This window comes from Stenotrophomonas sp. X (genome assembly GCF_055721025.1).
The window spans coordinates 2,468,126-2,483,999 of sequence record NZ_CM146756.1; the positions used below are offsets into that span (position 1 = coordinate 2,468,126).

Consider the following 15,874-nt stretch of genomic DNA (forward strand, 5'->3'; position numbering starts at 1 on the left):
CAACCCACACTCATCCGTGGATGGTCTAGACATGCGAGAAACTTCAGGGGGCGCGGTCTTTGCCCGGCACGCGCGCAGCGCGGCAGTGCTGGCCGTGGTCATGATGCTGGTGGCACCGGCAGCGATGGCCGCACGTGGCGACCGTGAGGCGGCAGCCGAACCGGCGCGCAGCGCGCCGGTGGTGCGCAATACCGTGGACGAACTCAAGCAGTTGATGGACTCGCGCCAGCTGACCGAGCTGCGCACCACCTACAACGGCAACTACGGCGCCAGCCTGCTGTTCAATGCCAACACCCTGACCTACTACGTCGCCCTGTTCCAGGAGAAGAACTTCTGGCGGGTGATCAAGACCGATGCGGTGGACAACGCCGAGCGCGTCTACCGCACCTTCGCGCAGCAGTCCGAACAGCTGGCCCAGGTCTACATCGACACCACCCGCCTTGAAGCCGGCAAGCGCTACACCGAGCGCCTGGTGGCCTACAACGAGGAACGCCTGCGTACCCTGCAGCAGGAAATGGAACAGCAGCAGGCGCAGTCGGCCCAGGTCAGCGCCGCCCTGCAGCAGGCCCAGCAGCAGGCCGTGAGCCTCAGCACCGACGTGCAGAGCACCAACAGCCAGCTGGACGCCCTGCAGCGCCGCATCCAGATCCTGCAGGCCGAACAGGGCAACCCGGAGTTGAGCCTGCCCAAGCCGGACAGCGTGCCCGCACCGGCCGCCGCCAGCGACGGTCGCTGAGAGCTGCACTCACGGTACTCCACGCGACGGCGCCCTATGGCGCCGTTGTCGTTTTCGGCACTTCAGCGCCCCCGCGTCACTGGCAGGCGCCGTAGACCGCGTCATCCAGCTGCCGGCGCTGCACGAAGTCCAGGCGCCGACGCTTGAGCAACGCCTGCTCGCGATCACGCCGGGCACGCTCGCAGGCCGCCGCATCCGTGCTGATCGTGATCAGCGCACCGTGCGCCCGCGCCGCACGCCGTGGCCGGGGCGATGGCTTCGGTGTCGAGGCCGCTGGCGCCACAGCGCCGCGGGACAATGACTGCTCCGCGGGCACGTCCCAGCGCCATGCGGCACGCCCCTGGCAGGGTGTCTGCTGGTAGACCGGGTGCGGTCCATCCACGCACTTGTAGACATGGGTCTGTGCCGGCGCTGCCATGGGCAGCAGCAGGCACAGCATCAGCGACCATCGCATGGCGGGCATCCGTGCGTTCCTGTGGCGGGCTGCGCTCATCCTCGGCACACGGCTCCCGTCCTGCCAGAGCGATACGCGTCACATCCGATGCAATCCAGCACAGCCGTGCAAGTCGGTCGCCTGCGCCTGCGCTGTACTGCCGAAGGCACCGGCATCCTGCCGAAGCCTTCCCTCCCTTCCGCCAAGGAACCTGCAATGAGCAACTTCGTCACCGTCGCCGATGGCGCCCGCATCTTCTACAAGGATTGGGGCACCGGCCAGCCGATCGTGTTCGCCCACGGTTGGCCGCTGTCTTCCGATGCCTGGGATCCGCAGATGCTGTTCATGGGCCAGAACGGCTTCCGCGTGGTCGCCCACGATCGCCGCAGCCACGGACGCTCCAGCCAGACCTGGGATGGCAACAACATGGACACCTATGCCGATGACCTGGCCGCGGTGATCGAAGCGCTGGACCTGAATGACGCGATCCTGGTCGGCCATTCCACCGGCGGCGGCGAAGTGGCCCATTACATCGGCCGCCACGGCAGCGCGCGCGTGGCCAAGGTGGTGCTGGTCGGTGCCGTGCCGCCGCTGATGCTGAAGACCGCTGGCAACCCCGCCGGCACCCCGCTGGAGGTCTTCGACGGTATCCGCAAGGGTACCGGCGGCGACCGTTCGCAGTTCTTCAAGGACCTGACCACCCCGTTCTTCGGCGCCAACCGGGATGGCAACAACGTCACCCAGGGCATGCGCGATGCGTTCTGGCTGCAGGGCATGCTCGGTGGCGTCAAGGGCCAGTACGACTGCGTGCACGAATTCTCGGAAGTGGACTACACCGAGGACCTGAAGAAGATCGACGTGCCGGCGCTGGTCGTGCACGGTGATGACGACCAGATCGTGCCGTTCGATGCCTCGGCCAAGCTGTCCTCGCAGATCATCAAGGATGCAGAACTGAACGTGTACCCCGGTGCGCCGCATGGCCTGACCATCACCCACGCCGACCAGTTCAACGCCGATCTGCTGGCATTCGCACGCAAGTGAGGTATCGCGGCGGCGCCGCAACGGTGCCGCCGCCCCTTCGGTAGTGCCGGCCGCTGGCCGGCACCCCGATCAATCCATCGCGATCCTGCGCAGCCGGCCAGCGGCCGGCTCTACCCGCGACGGCTCAGATGTCGGCATGGTGATGTGGCACGGAGGCGGGCAGCGGATCATGGCCACCCACGAAGTGGCGCACCACCGGCGCGCGCTCTCCCCGATGCAATCCGCTTAGTTCTTCCTGGATCGCCTTGTCGTCGGCGGTGATGCGCTCGTGCTGGCGAAGGTGCTCCAGCCATGACGGGGTCACGAAATACTCAAGGTGGATTCCCGGTGTTGCCACGTCTTCGACTACGCCCCAGACCACCGCACCGTCGCGACGACGGATGGATCCCATCGCGCGCATCTGCGCCTGGAACGCGGCACGATCAGCATCATCGATGCGGTACTCGATGGTGACCAGCACCGGGCCTCGATCGTTCGACACCGGCACCGACAGCTCGGGTGCCGGCCAGTGCCCGGCCGGGCGCAGGTTCAGGTCTTCGGTGCCGGCGATGCGCACGCGCCACACCAGCAATCCACCGATCACCGCACCGGCCGCTGCCACCAGCAACGCCAGTTCGGGCGAGGTGCGCTGAGCGAGCGCGCCCCAGCTCAGGCCGCCGGCGGCCATGCCGGCAGAGAACACCATGATGTACAGCGCCAGCGCACGCGCACGTACCCATGCCGGAACCGCAGTCTGCGCAGCGATCTGCAGCGACGACAGCACGGTGATCCACGCAAATCCATTCACCAGCATCACCGCCGGAAGCACGTACCAGCTGCGGGTCAGCGCCAGCCCGACCAGGCTCAGGGCCAGCGACAACGTCGCCAGCAGTACCAGCAGGTCGCGATCCAGCTGTGCGCGCAGGTTCGGCAGCAGCAAGGCACCGCCCACTGCACCGATGCCGATGCAGCCCAGCAGCATGCCGTACTGCCCCGCCCCACCCTGCATCTGCCCACGCACCACCACCGGCAACAGCGCGTTCATTGCCGCGGCGAAGAAGAAGAAGCCGACCGACTTGATCAGCACAGCCTGCAGCCTTCCGGCACGGCTGGCATAGCGCAGGCCCGCTTTCAATCCGGCACCGAAGCCTTCCGGTGGCAAGCTCGACTGCTTTGGGTCACGCTTCCAACCCCACACCACGAACAGCATCGCGGCGAAGGTGATGGCATTGAAGCCGAACGCCCAGACCGCACCCAGCTGGGCGACGATCACGCCGCCGATGGCCGGGCCGATCGAACGGGCGATATTGATGCCGATCGAGTTCAGCGCCACCGCCGAGGCCAGCATCGGCTGCGGCACCAGTTCGGAGACGATGGCGGCCTGCGCGGGCATTGCCATCGCCGCACCGCAGCCCATGCAGAAGGTCAGCAGCACCAGCAACTGCGGGGTCAGCAGGTCCATCGCGGTCAACGCAGCCATCGCTGCGGCCACCAGCAGCATCCAGCCCTGGGTCGCCAACAGGTACTTCCGACGATCGACAATGTCGGCCAGGGTGCCGGCAGCGAGCGCCAGCAGCACGATCGGCACTGTGGTGGCCGACTGCACCAGGGCCACCATCAACGGCGAACCGGTGCGCTCGGCCATCACCCAGGCGGCGGCCACATCATTGACCCAGGTGCCGATGTTGCTGGCCAGGATCGCCAGCCAGATCGAACGGAACATCTGGATCTTCAGCGGGGACCAGGCCCCTGCGGCCTGTACGGGGGGTTGCGACGCGGTTGCGTTCACCATTGCCATGCTCCAACGATCGAGGCGAACAGCGTGTCCTGGCCTCCAGCCTGCTTCAGTGCAGGACCGGCGTCGACCCAGGCCAGCTGCAGCTGCCATTGCCAGTGTTCGCTGGCCTGCCAGCGGGTTTCGGATTTGTACTGGGTGCCGATGCGGCGCGCGCCACCGGCGCTGCCCGGCAACGCCACCAGCGGCGCCGGCGTGGTGTAGACCGCATCGGCACGACGATGCTTCCAGGCCATCTGTACGCCCAGTTCCGTCGTCACCGCGTCGTGCAGGCGCAGGGCCAGGGTCGGCTGCAGGTCCATCAGATTGGCCGGGGCCAGCAGGCTGGCCTCGCTGAAGTAGGCCGATTTCGGGAACAGTGCATTGAAGGTGCCCAGTCGCCGGTCGTGCAGGTTGCCATCGCCACTGGCGATGTCGGCCTTCAGCCCCAGCCGCGGTTGCAGCGGCCGCTCCGTCCAGCGCCAGCCGGTGTCGGTCGCCAGCGTCCAGGCACGGATGTTGAGTGGGCCGGTGGCGGCACGCAGTTCACCGCCCTGCGCCACCAGCTCACTGTTCCAGTCCAGCAGACCTGACTGGCCGAACCAGCGCGCACCGAGTGTCTGCCGGCGCTCGGTTCCCGAGCCTGCCGCAAAGCGCGCACCGTCGCGACGATAGTCCAGCAGGTACAGATCCCACTGTCCCACGCCCTGCCCGCGTGCCGCGGTGGCATAGGCACCCCACAGGTGCGCACCGTGTTCGCTGCGATCATCAAAGGCACCCGGCCGGTTCTCGACCGGCCGCAGCGCTATCAGGTCAAGCGTGCCGAGCCGCCCCTTCCAGCCCAGGCGCGCACCGTCGAAGGCCAGGCGGATGTTCGGCCCATCGCGCACCGACAACAGCCGCGAGCTGCCATAGCCGGCTTCCTGCCGGCCGAGCTGCACATGGAAGCCACCGCGCTGCCAGCGCCAGTACGCCTGCTGCACGTCCAAGGCACCACGGTCGGTGCGGCCCGGGCCGCCTGCCTTGCCGTTCTCGGCATGCACGCCCAGCTGCAGTTTTGCCTGCCAGGTGTCCTCCACATAGGTGGCCGAAGCCAGTGCACGCAGCAGGCCATAGCCATCTTCACTGCCACCGATGCCGAACCGGGTAGGGTCGTAGTACAGGCCACGCAGGCGCAGCGAGGCGTCCCACCGCAATTGGCCGTCACCGGCGTCAGTGCAATGGCCACCCTCGCAGGCCAGCGCCAGCGATGGCACGGCCAGCAGCGCCAGGCTCAGAACGCGAAGCACGAGCATCCCATCGCGCCCCAGAAGGCGGCCAGGTCATCGGTCGGCGCCGCATGCTGCGCGGCATGACCGTGAGCACCATGCGTACTGCAGGCCACGCCGTGATGGTGGCGATGGGCGGCGGCCAACCCGGTGGCAGCACCGCCGACATGGTAGCCACCGAACCTGTTGACCGGCGACCAGCTGGGCATCGCCGGCGGCAGCTGCGGCGCCAGGCCAGCATAATCGCCGTCGGCATGCACGATGCGCCCGCCGACCACGGTCAGCAGGCTGGTGATGTCGGCGATCTGCGCGTCGTCGACGCGGAAGAAATCGGCCGAGAGCAGGATGAAGTCGGCCAGCTGACCAACCTTCAATGTCCCCTTTACTGCTTCGTCGCCGGAGAACCAGGCGCTGCCCTGGGTCCACAGGCGCAGCGCCTGCTCGCGTTCAAGCAGGTTTTCCTCGCCATACAGGGCCAACCCGCCCACGGTGCGCCCGGTCACCAGCCAGGACAATGCCACCCACGGGTTGTAGCTGGCCACGCGGGTGGCGTCGGTGCCTGCGCCCACCGGCACGCCCTCGGCCAACATGCGCCTGACCGGCGGCGTGTGCCGTGCCGCCTGCACACCGTAGCGCTCGACGAAGGCTTCGCCCTGGTAAGCCATGCGGTGCTGCACGGCGATACCCCCACCCAGCGCGCGGATGCGCTCGATATTGCGCGGAGTGATGGTCTCGGCGTGGTCAATGAACCAGTGCAGGCCATCGAACGGCACCTCGCGGTTGACCTGTTCGTACACATCGAGGATGCGGGTGATGCTCTCATCGTAGGTGGCGTGGATGCGGAACGGCCAGCGCTTCTCGACCAGCAGCTTCACCACGTCGTGCAGTTCGGGCTCCAGCTCCGGCGGCAGTTCCGGGCGCGGTTCGTTGAACAGTTCGAAGTCGGCGGCAGAGAACACCAGCATCTCGCCCGCGCCGTTGTGGCGCAGCAGGTCATCGCCCTGGCGCGGCTGCAGGATCTCGCTCCAGCCACGGAAGTCATCCACTTCCCTGCCCTTGTTCTGGGTGAACAGGTTGTAGGCGATGCGCACCGTCAGCTGATCATCGCGATGCAGCTGCTCGATGACCTGGTAGTCCTCGGGGTAGTTCTGGAAGCCACCGCCGGCGTCGATCACCGAAGTGATGCCAAGCCGGTTCAGTTCGCGCATGAAATGGCGCGTCGAGTTGGCCTGGTATTCGATCGGCAGGCGCGGGCCCTTGGCCAGCGTGGCGTACAGGATCAGCGCATTGGGCTTGGCCAGCAGCAGCCCGGTCGGGTTGCCCAGCGAATCGCGCACGATCTGGCCACCCGGCGGATCCGGCGTGTCCTTGCTGTAGCCGCAGGCGCGCAGCGCGGCGCGGTTGAGCAGTGCGCGGTCATACAGGTGCAGCAGGAACACCGGCGTATCCGGCGCGATGTCGTTGAGCTCCTGCAGCGTCGGCAGGCGCTTCTCGTTGAACTGCGCGGCGGTGAAGCCACCGACCACGCGGACCCACTGCGGCGCGGGAGTACGGTCTACCTGGGCCTTCAGCATGTCCAAGGCGTCGCCCAGCGAACGCAGGCCGTCCCAGCGCAGCTCCAGGTTGTAGTTCAGGCCACCACGGATCAGGTGGGTGTGGCTGTCGTTGAGGCCGGGCAGCAGGCGCCGGCCCTGGGCGTCGATCAAGGTCGCTTCATTGCCCCAGCCGCGCATGATCTCCTCGTCGCTGCCGACGGCGACGATGCGGCCTTCCTGTACAGCCAGCGCCTGCGCATGCGGCTGCTGCGGGTCGAGGGTGGTAATGCGGGCATTGCGGATGACCAGCGTGCTCATGCGACGCTCCTTGGAAGTGGAATCGAGTGCGGCACCGGCACGACCTGCCAGGCCGAGCGCAACAGCGGCGCCGCTGGCCAGCACCACGTTGCGGCGGCCGTGATCGAGGGGATCGTGACTCATGCGAATTCTCCCGGAAAGCGTTGGCCGTCCAGCGCCCAGGCGCCGGGGCCGGCCAGCGCGAGGGCCAGCAGCACCGTGGTCCACATCAACGGGTACTCACTGCCGCCGCGCATCCAGAACCAGCCCTTGGGCAGGGCCAACAGCACGGTGAAGCCGATGAAGGCAGCCGCCGCAAGCGCGGCGATGCGGGTCTGCCACCCCAGCAGCACGGCCAGCCCGGACAACACCTGCAGCAAGGCCAACAGCAATGGCAACGGTGCCACCGCCGGCAGCCCGAAACCGCGCAGCTCGGTGGCGAAGCCGGAAAGCCCCGGCCCCCCGAACCACCCGAACAGCTTGCCCAGCGCGTGCGGCAGCAGGAAGCCTCCTGCCGCCACGCGCAGCATCAGCAGGGCCAGGTCGAGGCCTTGGCCGGCAACCATGCTCAGTGCCCGCCTTCCTGCGCACCGAACATCCGCTTGGCGTACTGGATGCCGATGCCGTAGCCGCCGGCGTGGTCGCGCGCAATGCCGGTGGTCAGGTCGTAGGTTTCACCCCGTGCCCAGTCGCGCTGCAGTTCGAGCAGGTACTGCACGCTGGTCATCGGCACCGCGCCGGCCTGCACCATGCGGGTGATCGCACGCTCGTGCGCTTCCTCGCTGACATCGCCGCAGGCATCGGTAATCACATACACCTCGAAGCCCTGCGCCAGCGCCGACAGCGCCGGGCCGACGATGCAGACGCTGGTCCACAGGCCGGCGATGACCAGACGGCGCTTGCCGATGCGGTTGATCTCATCGATCACAGGCTGGTCTTCCCAGGTGTTCATCGAGGTGCGATCGAACACCGTCTGGCCAGGGAAGATCTGCGGCAGTTCCGGGAACATCGGCCCGGAGAACGATGCTTCGGCGACTGTGGTCAGCACGACCGGTACATTGAAGCCCTTGGCGCCCTTGCCGATCAGCGACACGTTGTTGCGCAGCGCGGAGATGTCGATGGTGTGGGTGGCGAACGCCATCTGCGACTGGAAGTCGATCAGCACCAGGGCGTGGTCGGTCGGCGACAGCAGCGCCGGGGCGGGAGTGGCGGTGGCAAGGCTCATGGGTGGACTCCGTTGGAAACACGATCAAGGGGATGCAACAGGGCGGCATCACCGGCGACGTACTGGCCGGGGCTGCAGCCGGTCTCCGCGCGGAAGCTGCGGACGAAATGGCTCTGGTCGAAGAAGCCCAGCTGCTGGGCCAGGCAGGCCATCGGCAGCTGCGCGCCCGGCAGCAGCTGGCGCGCACGCTCGATGCGACGGCGGCGGACATAGCGCAACGGGCTGGCGCCGGTACCGGCGCGGAACAGGCGTACCAGATGGAAGCGGCTGACGCAGGCGGCCGCCGCCAGCTCGGTCACCCGCAGCGGCTGCGACAGATGCTCATCGACATAGCGCAGGGCGCGCTGCAACGCGGCGGCCTGCTGCGGTGCCAGTGAAGCGGCGGGCGGATCAGGCGGGAAGAGGGTGGCCATGCGGGACGCCGCGAAGGGGTGCCCCATGGTGCGTGACCCCTGCGTGATGCCCTACCCCCGTCGGTCGAGGCCAGCACCTACCCGAATGGGGGAGGCCGACGGCCGAGCAGGCGGCGCCCGAACAACCGCGCATCCAGTGAATAGGCGCCAGGCCCCACCAGCAACAGCGCCAATGGCAGCAGCGCCAGTGGCCACGGCGCCTGCTGCGCGAACATGCCCACGGCCGCCATCAGCGCCGCCAACGGCGTCAACGCACCCAGCACGAGCACCGGCACTGCCAGCAGGCACAACGCGGACCACCCGCCCCCCTGCATGCCGGGCGAGAAAAGTGCAGCGGACAGGCACAACCGCAACCACAGCAGGCCGATGCCCGGACCGCGGTCGGGGAACATCACGAACAGGCGCTGCATGGCGGGGCTCCGGAGGGCATGCCGGCGTGATAGCCGACGCCGGCGCACGCCGCCTACCCCGTTCGGGTCACCCCGGACTGCCCCACACCTGCCAGAATGCGCGCCATGCGTGGCCGCCCCTTCCCGTCCGTGCGTCGCCTGCCGACGCTGCTGACGTGCCTGCTGCTGTTGACCTCCCTGCCCGCCTTTGCCGTGCAGCGCCCGCCGGTGAGCGGCGGGCTGCCCGATCACGAGCACACCGCCTGGCGTGTCGGCCAGGGCGCGCCAGGCGATATCTGGGACATTGCCCAGGACCGCGAGGGCCTGTTGTGGCTGGCTACCGGCTCGGGCCTGTACCGCTTCGATGGCCGTCGCTTCGAACGGCAGGCAGCGCCCGTCGGCAGCCAGTTCCCATCCACCAACATGGTCACGCTGGCGCATGCCACCGGCGGTGCCCTGTGGATCGGCTACTTCCAGGCCGGCATCAGCCAGTTCGCCCATGGGCAGCTGCGCAGCTACGGCCGCGAGCAGGGGGTGCCGGTCGGCGTGGTCCCACGCTTCAGCCAGGATCGCCAGGGGCAGCTCTGGGCGGCGATCAATGGCGGGCTGCGCCGCTTTGACGGACACCGCTGGCAGCCACTGCCGGCCGCTGCCGGCCTGCCCGAGCGCCGAGTGCAGTGGGTGCTGCACGACAGCCGGGGCAGGTTCTGGGTGCTGGCCGACCTGAAGATCTGGATGCGTGCGGCGGGCCAGACCGCGTTCGAGGACACCGGCATCGCGGTCTCGCAGATGGCGACGCTGGCCGAAAGCCCGCAGGGTGAAGTGTGGCTGGCCGACCGGGTGCGCGGCACCTCGCCGCTGGCCAACGCGCAGGGTCTGCTGGCGGCCGGCGAACGTGAGGCGCGGCGGTTGCCGGAACTGGTTGCTGCGCGCCTGCAGTTCACTGCCGATGGCGCGCTGTGGGCCACGATGAGCCCGCACGGCGGCGTCGCCCGCATCACCTTCGACGGCACCCGGGCCGTGCGCATGGAACGCTTCGATTCGCCGCAAGGACTGACCGCCACATCGGCAGTGCCGATCATCGTCGATCGCGAAGGCAATCTCTGGGTCGGCACCAATCTCGGCCTCAACCGCTTCCGCGCACGCAGCGTGCACGCCCTGGTGGTCGGCCCGAGCGATCCCTACCGCTCGCTGGTACGGGCCAGCGATGGGCGCGTGTATGGCTATGGCGAAGACCTCAAGCCCTACGACCTGCGGCGCCCCCTGCTGAATGGCAGCGCCACGCAGCTGCAGGCCGCCGCGCGGCAGGCACCCACGTCGATCTGGCAGTTCGACTGGGTCAACCTCGCGCGCACGGTCGCCGGCCAAACCACATTGATCCCGCTGCCGGCGCCGTTCACCGGGCAGCCGCTGCATGCCCTGTTGTTCCCCGATGACGGACAGGCCTGGGTCTGCGCCGGCGAACGCGGGGTGCTGCACTACCAGCATGACCAGTGGCAACGTGAAATCCGCCTGCCAGAGCAGGCCTGCTCATCGCTGGCGCTGGATGCCGATGGCCAGCTGCTGCTCGGCTATGCCGATGGCCGCCTGCGCCGCCTGGGTGCAAATGGCACCGAGAGCTTCGGCGCCGGGGACGGCCTGTCGGTAGGACCGATCACTGCGATGCTGCACCACCGGGACCTTCTGCTGGTCGCCGGCGAAGCAGGGCTGGCGGCACGGCTGGGCAACGGCCAGTTCGTTCCGGTGCGCACCGACATGGCCGGCGTACTGGAAGGCATCACCGGCATGGTCGCCGATGCCAATGGACACCTGTGGCTCAACGGCAGCCGTGGCCTGGTACGGATGGAAAGCGGGTTGCTGCGCCGTGCCCTGCGCTCCGGCCTGCCAGTGACGCCACGCCTGTTCGATGCCATCGACGGCATGCCCGGCATCGCCCTGCAGAGCGGACCGATCTCCACCGCCGCCCTGGCCGACGACGGCCTGCTGTGGCTGGCCACCAACCAGGGCCTGGCCTGGCTGGACACCACCCGCTCGCACGTCAATACGATGGCTCCCAGCGTGCGTATCGGCGAGGTGCTGTATGGCAGCGAGCACGCGCCGCTACGCGATGGCCTGCGCCTCCCGGCAGGCACCAGCCAGCTGCAGATCGATTACGTGGCGCTGTCGTTGGCACGTCCGGAGCGCAACCGATACCGCTACCGCCTGTCGGGCGTGGATGATGGTTGGCAGGACGCTGGCAGCAGCACACGTGCGTATTACACCAACCTCGCGCCCGGCAGCTACCGGTTCGAGGTGGAAGCCGCCAACGAGGACGGCATCTGGAGCACCGCACCGGCCAGCCGCAGCTTCCGCATCGCTCCCACCTTCATGCAGACCGTGTGGTTCAAGCTGCTGTGCACCGCCGCCGTGCTTGCACTGCTGGTGCTGGCGGTACGCATCCGCAGCGGGCAGCTGGCCGCACTGTTCCGCGCGCGCCTGCAGGAACGCAACGGCGAGCGCGAACGCATCGCGCGCGACCTGCACGACACCCTGCTGCAGGGTAGCCAGGGCCTGATCCTGCGCCTGCACGCGATCAGCCAGTCAGCGCAGACACCAGAGCCGGTGCGCAGCCAGCTTGAGTCAGCGATGCAGCTGGCCGAGCGCAACCTGGCCGAGGGTCGCGAGCGGGTCAATGCGCTGCGCGAGGCGCCGTTCGCGGGCCGCGACCTCGCTTCGGCGCTGGCCGACGTGCACGCCGAATACGCCGGGCATGGCATCAATCCCCTGCGCCTGACCGTGGAAGGCGCGGCGCCACCGCTGCAGGCCGACGCGGCCGAAGAGGTGTTCCTGATCGGGCGCGAGGCCATCCGCAATGCGTTGCGCCATGCCAATGCCAGTGCCATTGAAGTGGAACTGTCCTACGGCACGCGTTGTTTCCTGCTGCACGTGCGCGACGACGGCGCCGGCATTGCCGACGAGAACGCCGGCCATGGCCATTGGGGCCTGCAGGGCATGCGTGAGCGCGCCCAGCGCCTCGGCGCGGAACTGCAGCTGTGGACCCGCCCCGGGCTGGGTACCGAAGTCGCGCTGGCAGTCCCGGCCCGGCGGCTGTATCACCGCCGCCGATCGCGTTGGCATTGGCCCTGGAGTAGAGAAAACCATGACTGAGTCCCCTGCCCCGATCGGCGTGCTGGTGGTCGACGACCACCCGCTGCTGCGTGATGGCCTGGCGGCACTGCTGGGCGCTCATGCCGACCTGCGCCTGCTCGGCGAGGCCGCCGATGGCGAGGAAGCCATCGCACGCTACCAGCAGCTGCAGCCCGACGTCGTGCTGATGGACCTGCAGATGCCCCGCCTGGATGGTGTGGAAGCCATCGTGCGGATCCGCGCGCTGGACCCACGCGCGCGCATCATCGTGCTGACCACTTACCGCGGTGACGTACGTGCGGTGCGGGCGCTGCAGGCCGGCGCCAGCGCGTACCTGCTGAAGGACATGCTGCGCCATGAACTGGTCGACACCATCCGCATGGTCGCCGGCGGCCGGCGCGCACCGATTCCCCCGGCGGTGGCAGCCAGCATCGCCGCGCACGTGGTGGAAGATCGCTTGTCGCCCCGCGAGACCGAGGTACTGCGGCACGTGGCCGGAGGGCTGTCGAACAAGCGCATCGGCGAGCGCATGCAGATTTCCGAGCAGACGGTGAAGGCGCACATGAAAAGCCTGATGGACAAGCTCGGCGTGGGTGATCGCACGCATGCGGTAACCCAGGCGCTGCGGCGCGGCATCATCAGCCTGGACGACAGCGGTCACGATTAGGGGGTTGTCGGCAGGGCTTGCAGCCCTGCACCTGCTGGAAGCCGGAGCAACAGCAACAGCTGAAGCAAAAGCGGACTCCTGTGGGCAGGCGGGGTGGGTCCGGTTGCGGGGGTCGCTGCAAGTCCCCCTCCGGGGCCCGGCCCAGCCGCTGGCGGCTGTGCGTTCGGGCGCTTGCGAAGCAATGCTTCGCAAGCAAAGCGCCCTCACCCATGTAAGCTCGGTCGCCGCATCCATGCGGCTCACGCCCCCCGCAACCGGACCCACCCCGCCTTCGACAGATCTCTGCGGGCTGTCGGTACGGCATATTGCCCTGGTGGGTGTCGACCTTGGTCGACACAGTAGATCCGCGCCATGCGTGGATGACTCATTCGATATCTGACAGATGTGTCGACCAAGGTCGACACCCACCAACAGCCGCGAGAATCTGTCAGAGGTGGGGCGGTGTCGGAGTGCGGGGTGTCAGCCGCATGGGCCCGAGGCATGCCTCGGGCGGGTTGGGCAGGACGCCCAACCCCGGTCTTGCCGTGTGCGCAGGACAGCGCACACGAGCAAGCGGCTGCCAAGCCTACACGGACGTACTTGCGGCGTCCCCGCACTCCGACACCGCCCCGCCAACCCACGGAATGCACGCTGTTGATGTTGATGTTGCTGTGGCTCCGGCTCCCAGCAGGTGCAGGGCTGCAAGCTCTGCCGAACGCCCCCCCTTACTTCAAACGCAGCAGCAGGCTGCCGCCCGCACACACCACCGCCAGCCAGGCCACGCCGTGCCACCCCCACTGCGCCAGCGCCAGGCTGCCCAGCGCACCGCCGACGGCCATGCCGATGAACATGCCGGTGAACAACAGCGCATTGAGCCGGCTGCGGGCGGGCGGCACCAGGCCGTACACCAGCGTCTGGTGGGCCACCAGCGCCGACTGGAAGCCGAAGTCGAACAGCAGCGCACTCACCACCAGCAACGGCAGCAGCGCGGCAGCCGGCAACCAGGCTTCGGCCAGCAGCAGGCCGAAGCCCAGCAGCGCCACCGCAATCGCCAGCCGTGCCACCGCATGGCACCCCAGTCGATCAGCGAAACGGCCGGCAAACGGCGCGGCCAATGCACCGGCCGCACCCGCAATACCAAACGCACCCGCCGCCGCACTGCCGAGGCCCAGACGTGCATGCAGCATCAGCGCCAGGGTCGACCAGAACGCACTGAAGCCGACCGCCAGCAGCGACTGGCTGGCCACTGCACGGCGCAGCTGCGGCTGCTCACGCCACAACGCCAGCAATGAACCCAGCAACGCCGGATAGCGCAGCGTGCTGGTCGGCGCGAAACGCGGCAGTGCACGCGCCATCACCGCGCCCATCGCCGCCACCGATACCGCCGCCAGCACGAACTGCGTGCGCCAACCCCACGCTTCAGCCACCACGCCACTGACCACCCGCGACAACAGGATGCCGAGCAGCAGGCCGGTCATCACCCGGCCGACGATCTGGCCGCGCTGCGCATCCGGTGCCAGCACCGCAGCGGCGGGAACGATGTCCTGTGCCAGCGTTGCCATCAGCCCGACCAGCAGGCTGGCCATCAGCAGGCCCGGCAGGTGCCCGGCCATCGCGGCGGCGCCCAGTGCCAGCGCCAGCAGCGCGGACTTCAACAGGATCAGATGGCGGCGGTCGAAGCGATCGCCCAGCGGTGCCAGCAGCAGGATGCCCAGTGCGTAGCCGAGCTGGGTCAGGGTTGGCACCAGGCCGGCGGCGCGCTCACCGGCGCCAAGGTCCTGGGCGATCAGGCCGAGCATGGGCTGGGTGTAATACAACGACGCGACCGAGAAGCCGGCACCGGCCGCCATTGCCAGCACCAATGGGGCGGAAGGTACGGTCGCCGGTGCGGCCGCAACAGACAGCGAGGGGGTAGACATGGGGGAACCCGGTAGAGGAAGTGGGCGTATCCTGCCTGTATTCGTCAAACGTCTGTAGTAGGCTCTGGTACATATCTTTCATACTCCACACGCATGAATGACCTCGCCACCGGCGCTGATCGCCTGGATCTGCTGCGCACCTTCCTGCGCATTGTCGATGCCGGCAGCCTGTCTGCTGCGGCCCTGCAGCTGGGCACCACCCAGCCGACGGTCAGCCGACGCCTGCAGGCACTGGAGCGGCAGCTCGGCCTGCGCCTGCTGCAGCGCTCCACCCATGGCCTGCAACTGACCGAGGACGGCCTGCGCTGCCAGCGTCATGCGCAGCGCGTGGTCGACGAATGGGAGTCGCTGCAGGCCGAGCTGAACGGCGAACCGGAAACGCTGCGCGGACGCCTGCGGGTGATGGTGCCGCACGCCTTTGGCCAGGCGCAGCTGCTGCCGACCATGCTCGCATTCCTCGCCCAGCACCCGCAGCTGAGCCTGGAGTGGATCCTGGAAGATCGGCGCCCCGATTTCATCGCCGAAGGCATCGACTGCGCGGTCCGGGTGGGCCCGGTCGACGAACCGCGCATGGTTGCACTGCCGCTCGCGGAAGTGCCGCGCATCGTCGTGGCAGCGCCCTCGCTGGTGGACGCCACGTCGGTCAGTACGCCGGAACAGGCACAGTCACTGCCGTGGATCTCGCTGGTCACCTACTACCGCGAACGCCTGCTGCTGCATGATGCGCAGGGGCGCGCACATACCCTTTCGATCAGCCCACGCCTGCTCAGCGACAACCTGTTCGTGGTGCAGCAGGCTGCACGCGCCGGGCTGGGCGCAGCGGTGGTCTCGGCCTGGCTGGTGGCCGACGACCTCGCACAAGGGCGGCTGGTGCAGCTGCTGCCGGACTGGCAGGCGCCGGCACTGCCGGTGCATGTCGTGTTTCCTGCCGCGCGCCAGCAGCCGCCGCGGCTGCGCGCCTTCATCGATGCGATGAAGGCTGCGTTGCCGCAGCTGCACGGCATGCGGCCGGCACCGCGCTAGGTCACCGGCCGCATCATCCACGCATGGCGTGGATTTCGTTCAAGACCACAGGGTCAGAACCCTTCCCGTC

General features: G+C 68.4%; 14 protein-coding genes. 5 read left to right on the forward strand and 9 right to left on the reverse strand.

Annotated elements, in window-relative coordinates; genetic code table 11:
• The first annotated feature begins 31 nt into the window (after positions 1-31).
• Positions 32-736, forward strand: a complete 705-nt coding sequence (locus ACZ75I_RS11405; protein WP_032954256.1) for a DUF2968 domain-containing protein — start codon at positions 32-34, stop codon at positions 734-736.
• Between the two features lie 76 nt (positions 737-812).
• On the opposite strand, the gene ACZ75I_RS11410 is transcribed toward ACZ75I_RS11405, so the two are convergent.
• Positions 813-1,199 carry a hypothetical protein gene (locus tag ACZ75I_RS11410; protein ID WP_065196127.1) on the reverse strand — a complete coding sequence of 129 codons (387 nt, stop codon included), beginning with the start codon at positions 1,197-1,199 and terminating at the stop codon, positions 813-815.
• A 186-nt stretch (positions 1,200-1,385) separates the two neighbouring features.
• Between ACZ75I_RS11410 and ACZ75I_RS11415 the strand changes: the two genes are divergently transcribed.
• On the forward strand, positions 1,386-2,210 hold the full coding sequence (locus ACZ75I_RS11415; RefSeq protein ID WP_472957898.1) for an alpha/beta fold hydrolase: 825 nt from the start codon (positions 1,386-1,388) through the stop codon (positions 2,208-2,210).
• Positions 2,211-2,334: 124 nt separating this feature from the next.
• On the opposite strand, the gene ACZ75I_RS11420 is transcribed toward ACZ75I_RS11415, so the two are convergent.
• From ACZ75I_RS11420 to ACZ75I_RS11450, 7 genes are all read right to left on the reverse strand, one after another.
• Positions 2,335-3,981 carry an MFS transporter gene (locus ACZ75I_RS11420; protein WP_472957899.1) on the reverse strand — a complete coding sequence of 549 codons (1,647 nt, stop codon included), beginning with the start codon at positions 3,979-3,981 and terminating at the stop codon, positions 2,335-2,337.
• On the reverse strand, positions 3,975-5,258 hold the full coding sequence (locus ACZ75I_RS11425; protein WP_346476990.1) for an alginate export family protein: 1,284 nt from the start codon (positions 5,256-5,258) through the stop codon (positions 3,975-3,977). Before ACZ75I_RS11425 ends, ACZ75I_RS11420 begins: the two co-directional genes overlap by 7 nt.
• The gene (locus tag ACZ75I_RS11430) at positions 5,237-7,084 is read right to left on the reverse strand and encodes an amidohydrolase (protein WP_346476997.1); all 1,848 of its coding nucleotides are present in this window, start codon (positions 7,082-7,084) and stop codon (positions 5,237-5,239) included. The genes ACZ75I_RS11425 and ACZ75I_RS11430 overlap by 22 nt, the downstream gene beginning before the upstream one ends.
• Before the next feature lie 119 nt (positions 7,085-7,203).
• On the reverse strand, positions 7,204-7,629 hold the full coding sequence (locus ACZ75I_RS11435) for a DoxX family protein (protein WP_134968826.1): 426 nt from the start codon (positions 7,627-7,629) through the stop codon (positions 7,204-7,206).
• Between the two features lie 2 nt (positions 7,630-7,631).
• Entirely contained in the window at positions 7,632-8,288 is a 657-nt protein-coding gene (locus ACZ75I_RS11440; RefSeq protein ID WP_005417006.1) for a hydrolase, read from the reverse strand.
• Positions 8,285-8,728 carry a helix-turn-helix transcriptional regulator gene (locus ACZ75I_RS11445; protein ID WP_050562701.1) on the reverse strand — a complete coding sequence of 148 codons (444 nt, stop codon included), beginning with the start codon at positions 8,726-8,728 and terminating at the stop codon, positions 8,285-8,287. Before ACZ75I_RS11445 ends, ACZ75I_RS11440 begins: the two co-directional genes overlap by 4 nt.
• A gap of 50 nt (positions 8,729-8,778) precedes the next feature.
• On the reverse strand, positions 8,779-9,111 hold the full coding sequence (locus ACZ75I_RS11450) for a hypothetical protein (protein WP_346476987.1): 333 nt from the start codon (positions 9,109-9,111) through the stop codon (positions 8,779-8,781).
• 96 nt (positions 9,112-9,207) lie between these two features.
• Here ACZ75I_RS11450 and ACZ75I_RS11455 point away from each other — a divergent pair, with 96 nt between their 5' ends.
• Both ACZ75I_RS11455 and ACZ75I_RS11460 read left to right on the forward strand, forming a co-directional pair.
• Complete coding sequence (locus tag ACZ75I_RS11455; protein WP_472957900.1) at positions 9,208-12,237, forward strand: sensor histidine kinase; 3,030 nt, start codon at positions 9,208-9,210, stop codon at positions 12,235-12,237.
• On the forward strand, positions 12,230-12,883 hold the full coding sequence (locus ACZ75I_RS11460; RefSeq protein WP_069138296.1) for a response regulator: 654 nt from the start codon (positions 12,230-12,232) through the stop codon (positions 12,881-12,883). The genes ACZ75I_RS11455 and ACZ75I_RS11460 overlap by 8 nt, the downstream gene beginning before the upstream one ends.
• 704 nt (positions 12,884-13,587) lie before the next feature.
• Here ACZ75I_RS11460 and ACZ75I_RS11465 read toward each other — a convergent pair.
• Positions 13,588-14,781, reverse strand: a complete 1,194-nt coding sequence (locus ACZ75I_RS11465; RefSeq protein ID WP_472957902.1) for an MFS transporter — start codon at positions 14,779-14,781, stop codon at positions 13,588-13,590.
• A gap of 93 nt (positions 14,782-14,874) precedes the next feature.
• Here ACZ75I_RS11465 and ACZ75I_RS11470 point away from each other — a divergent pair, with 93 nt between their 5' ends.
• Positions 14,875-15,804 (forward strand): LysR family transcriptional regulator, encoded by a 930-nt coding sequence (locus ACZ75I_RS11470; RefSeq protein WP_472957903.1) that lies wholly within the window; start codon positions 14,875-14,877, stop codon positions 15,802-15,804.
• Positions 15,805-15,874: the final 70 nt, after the last annotated feature.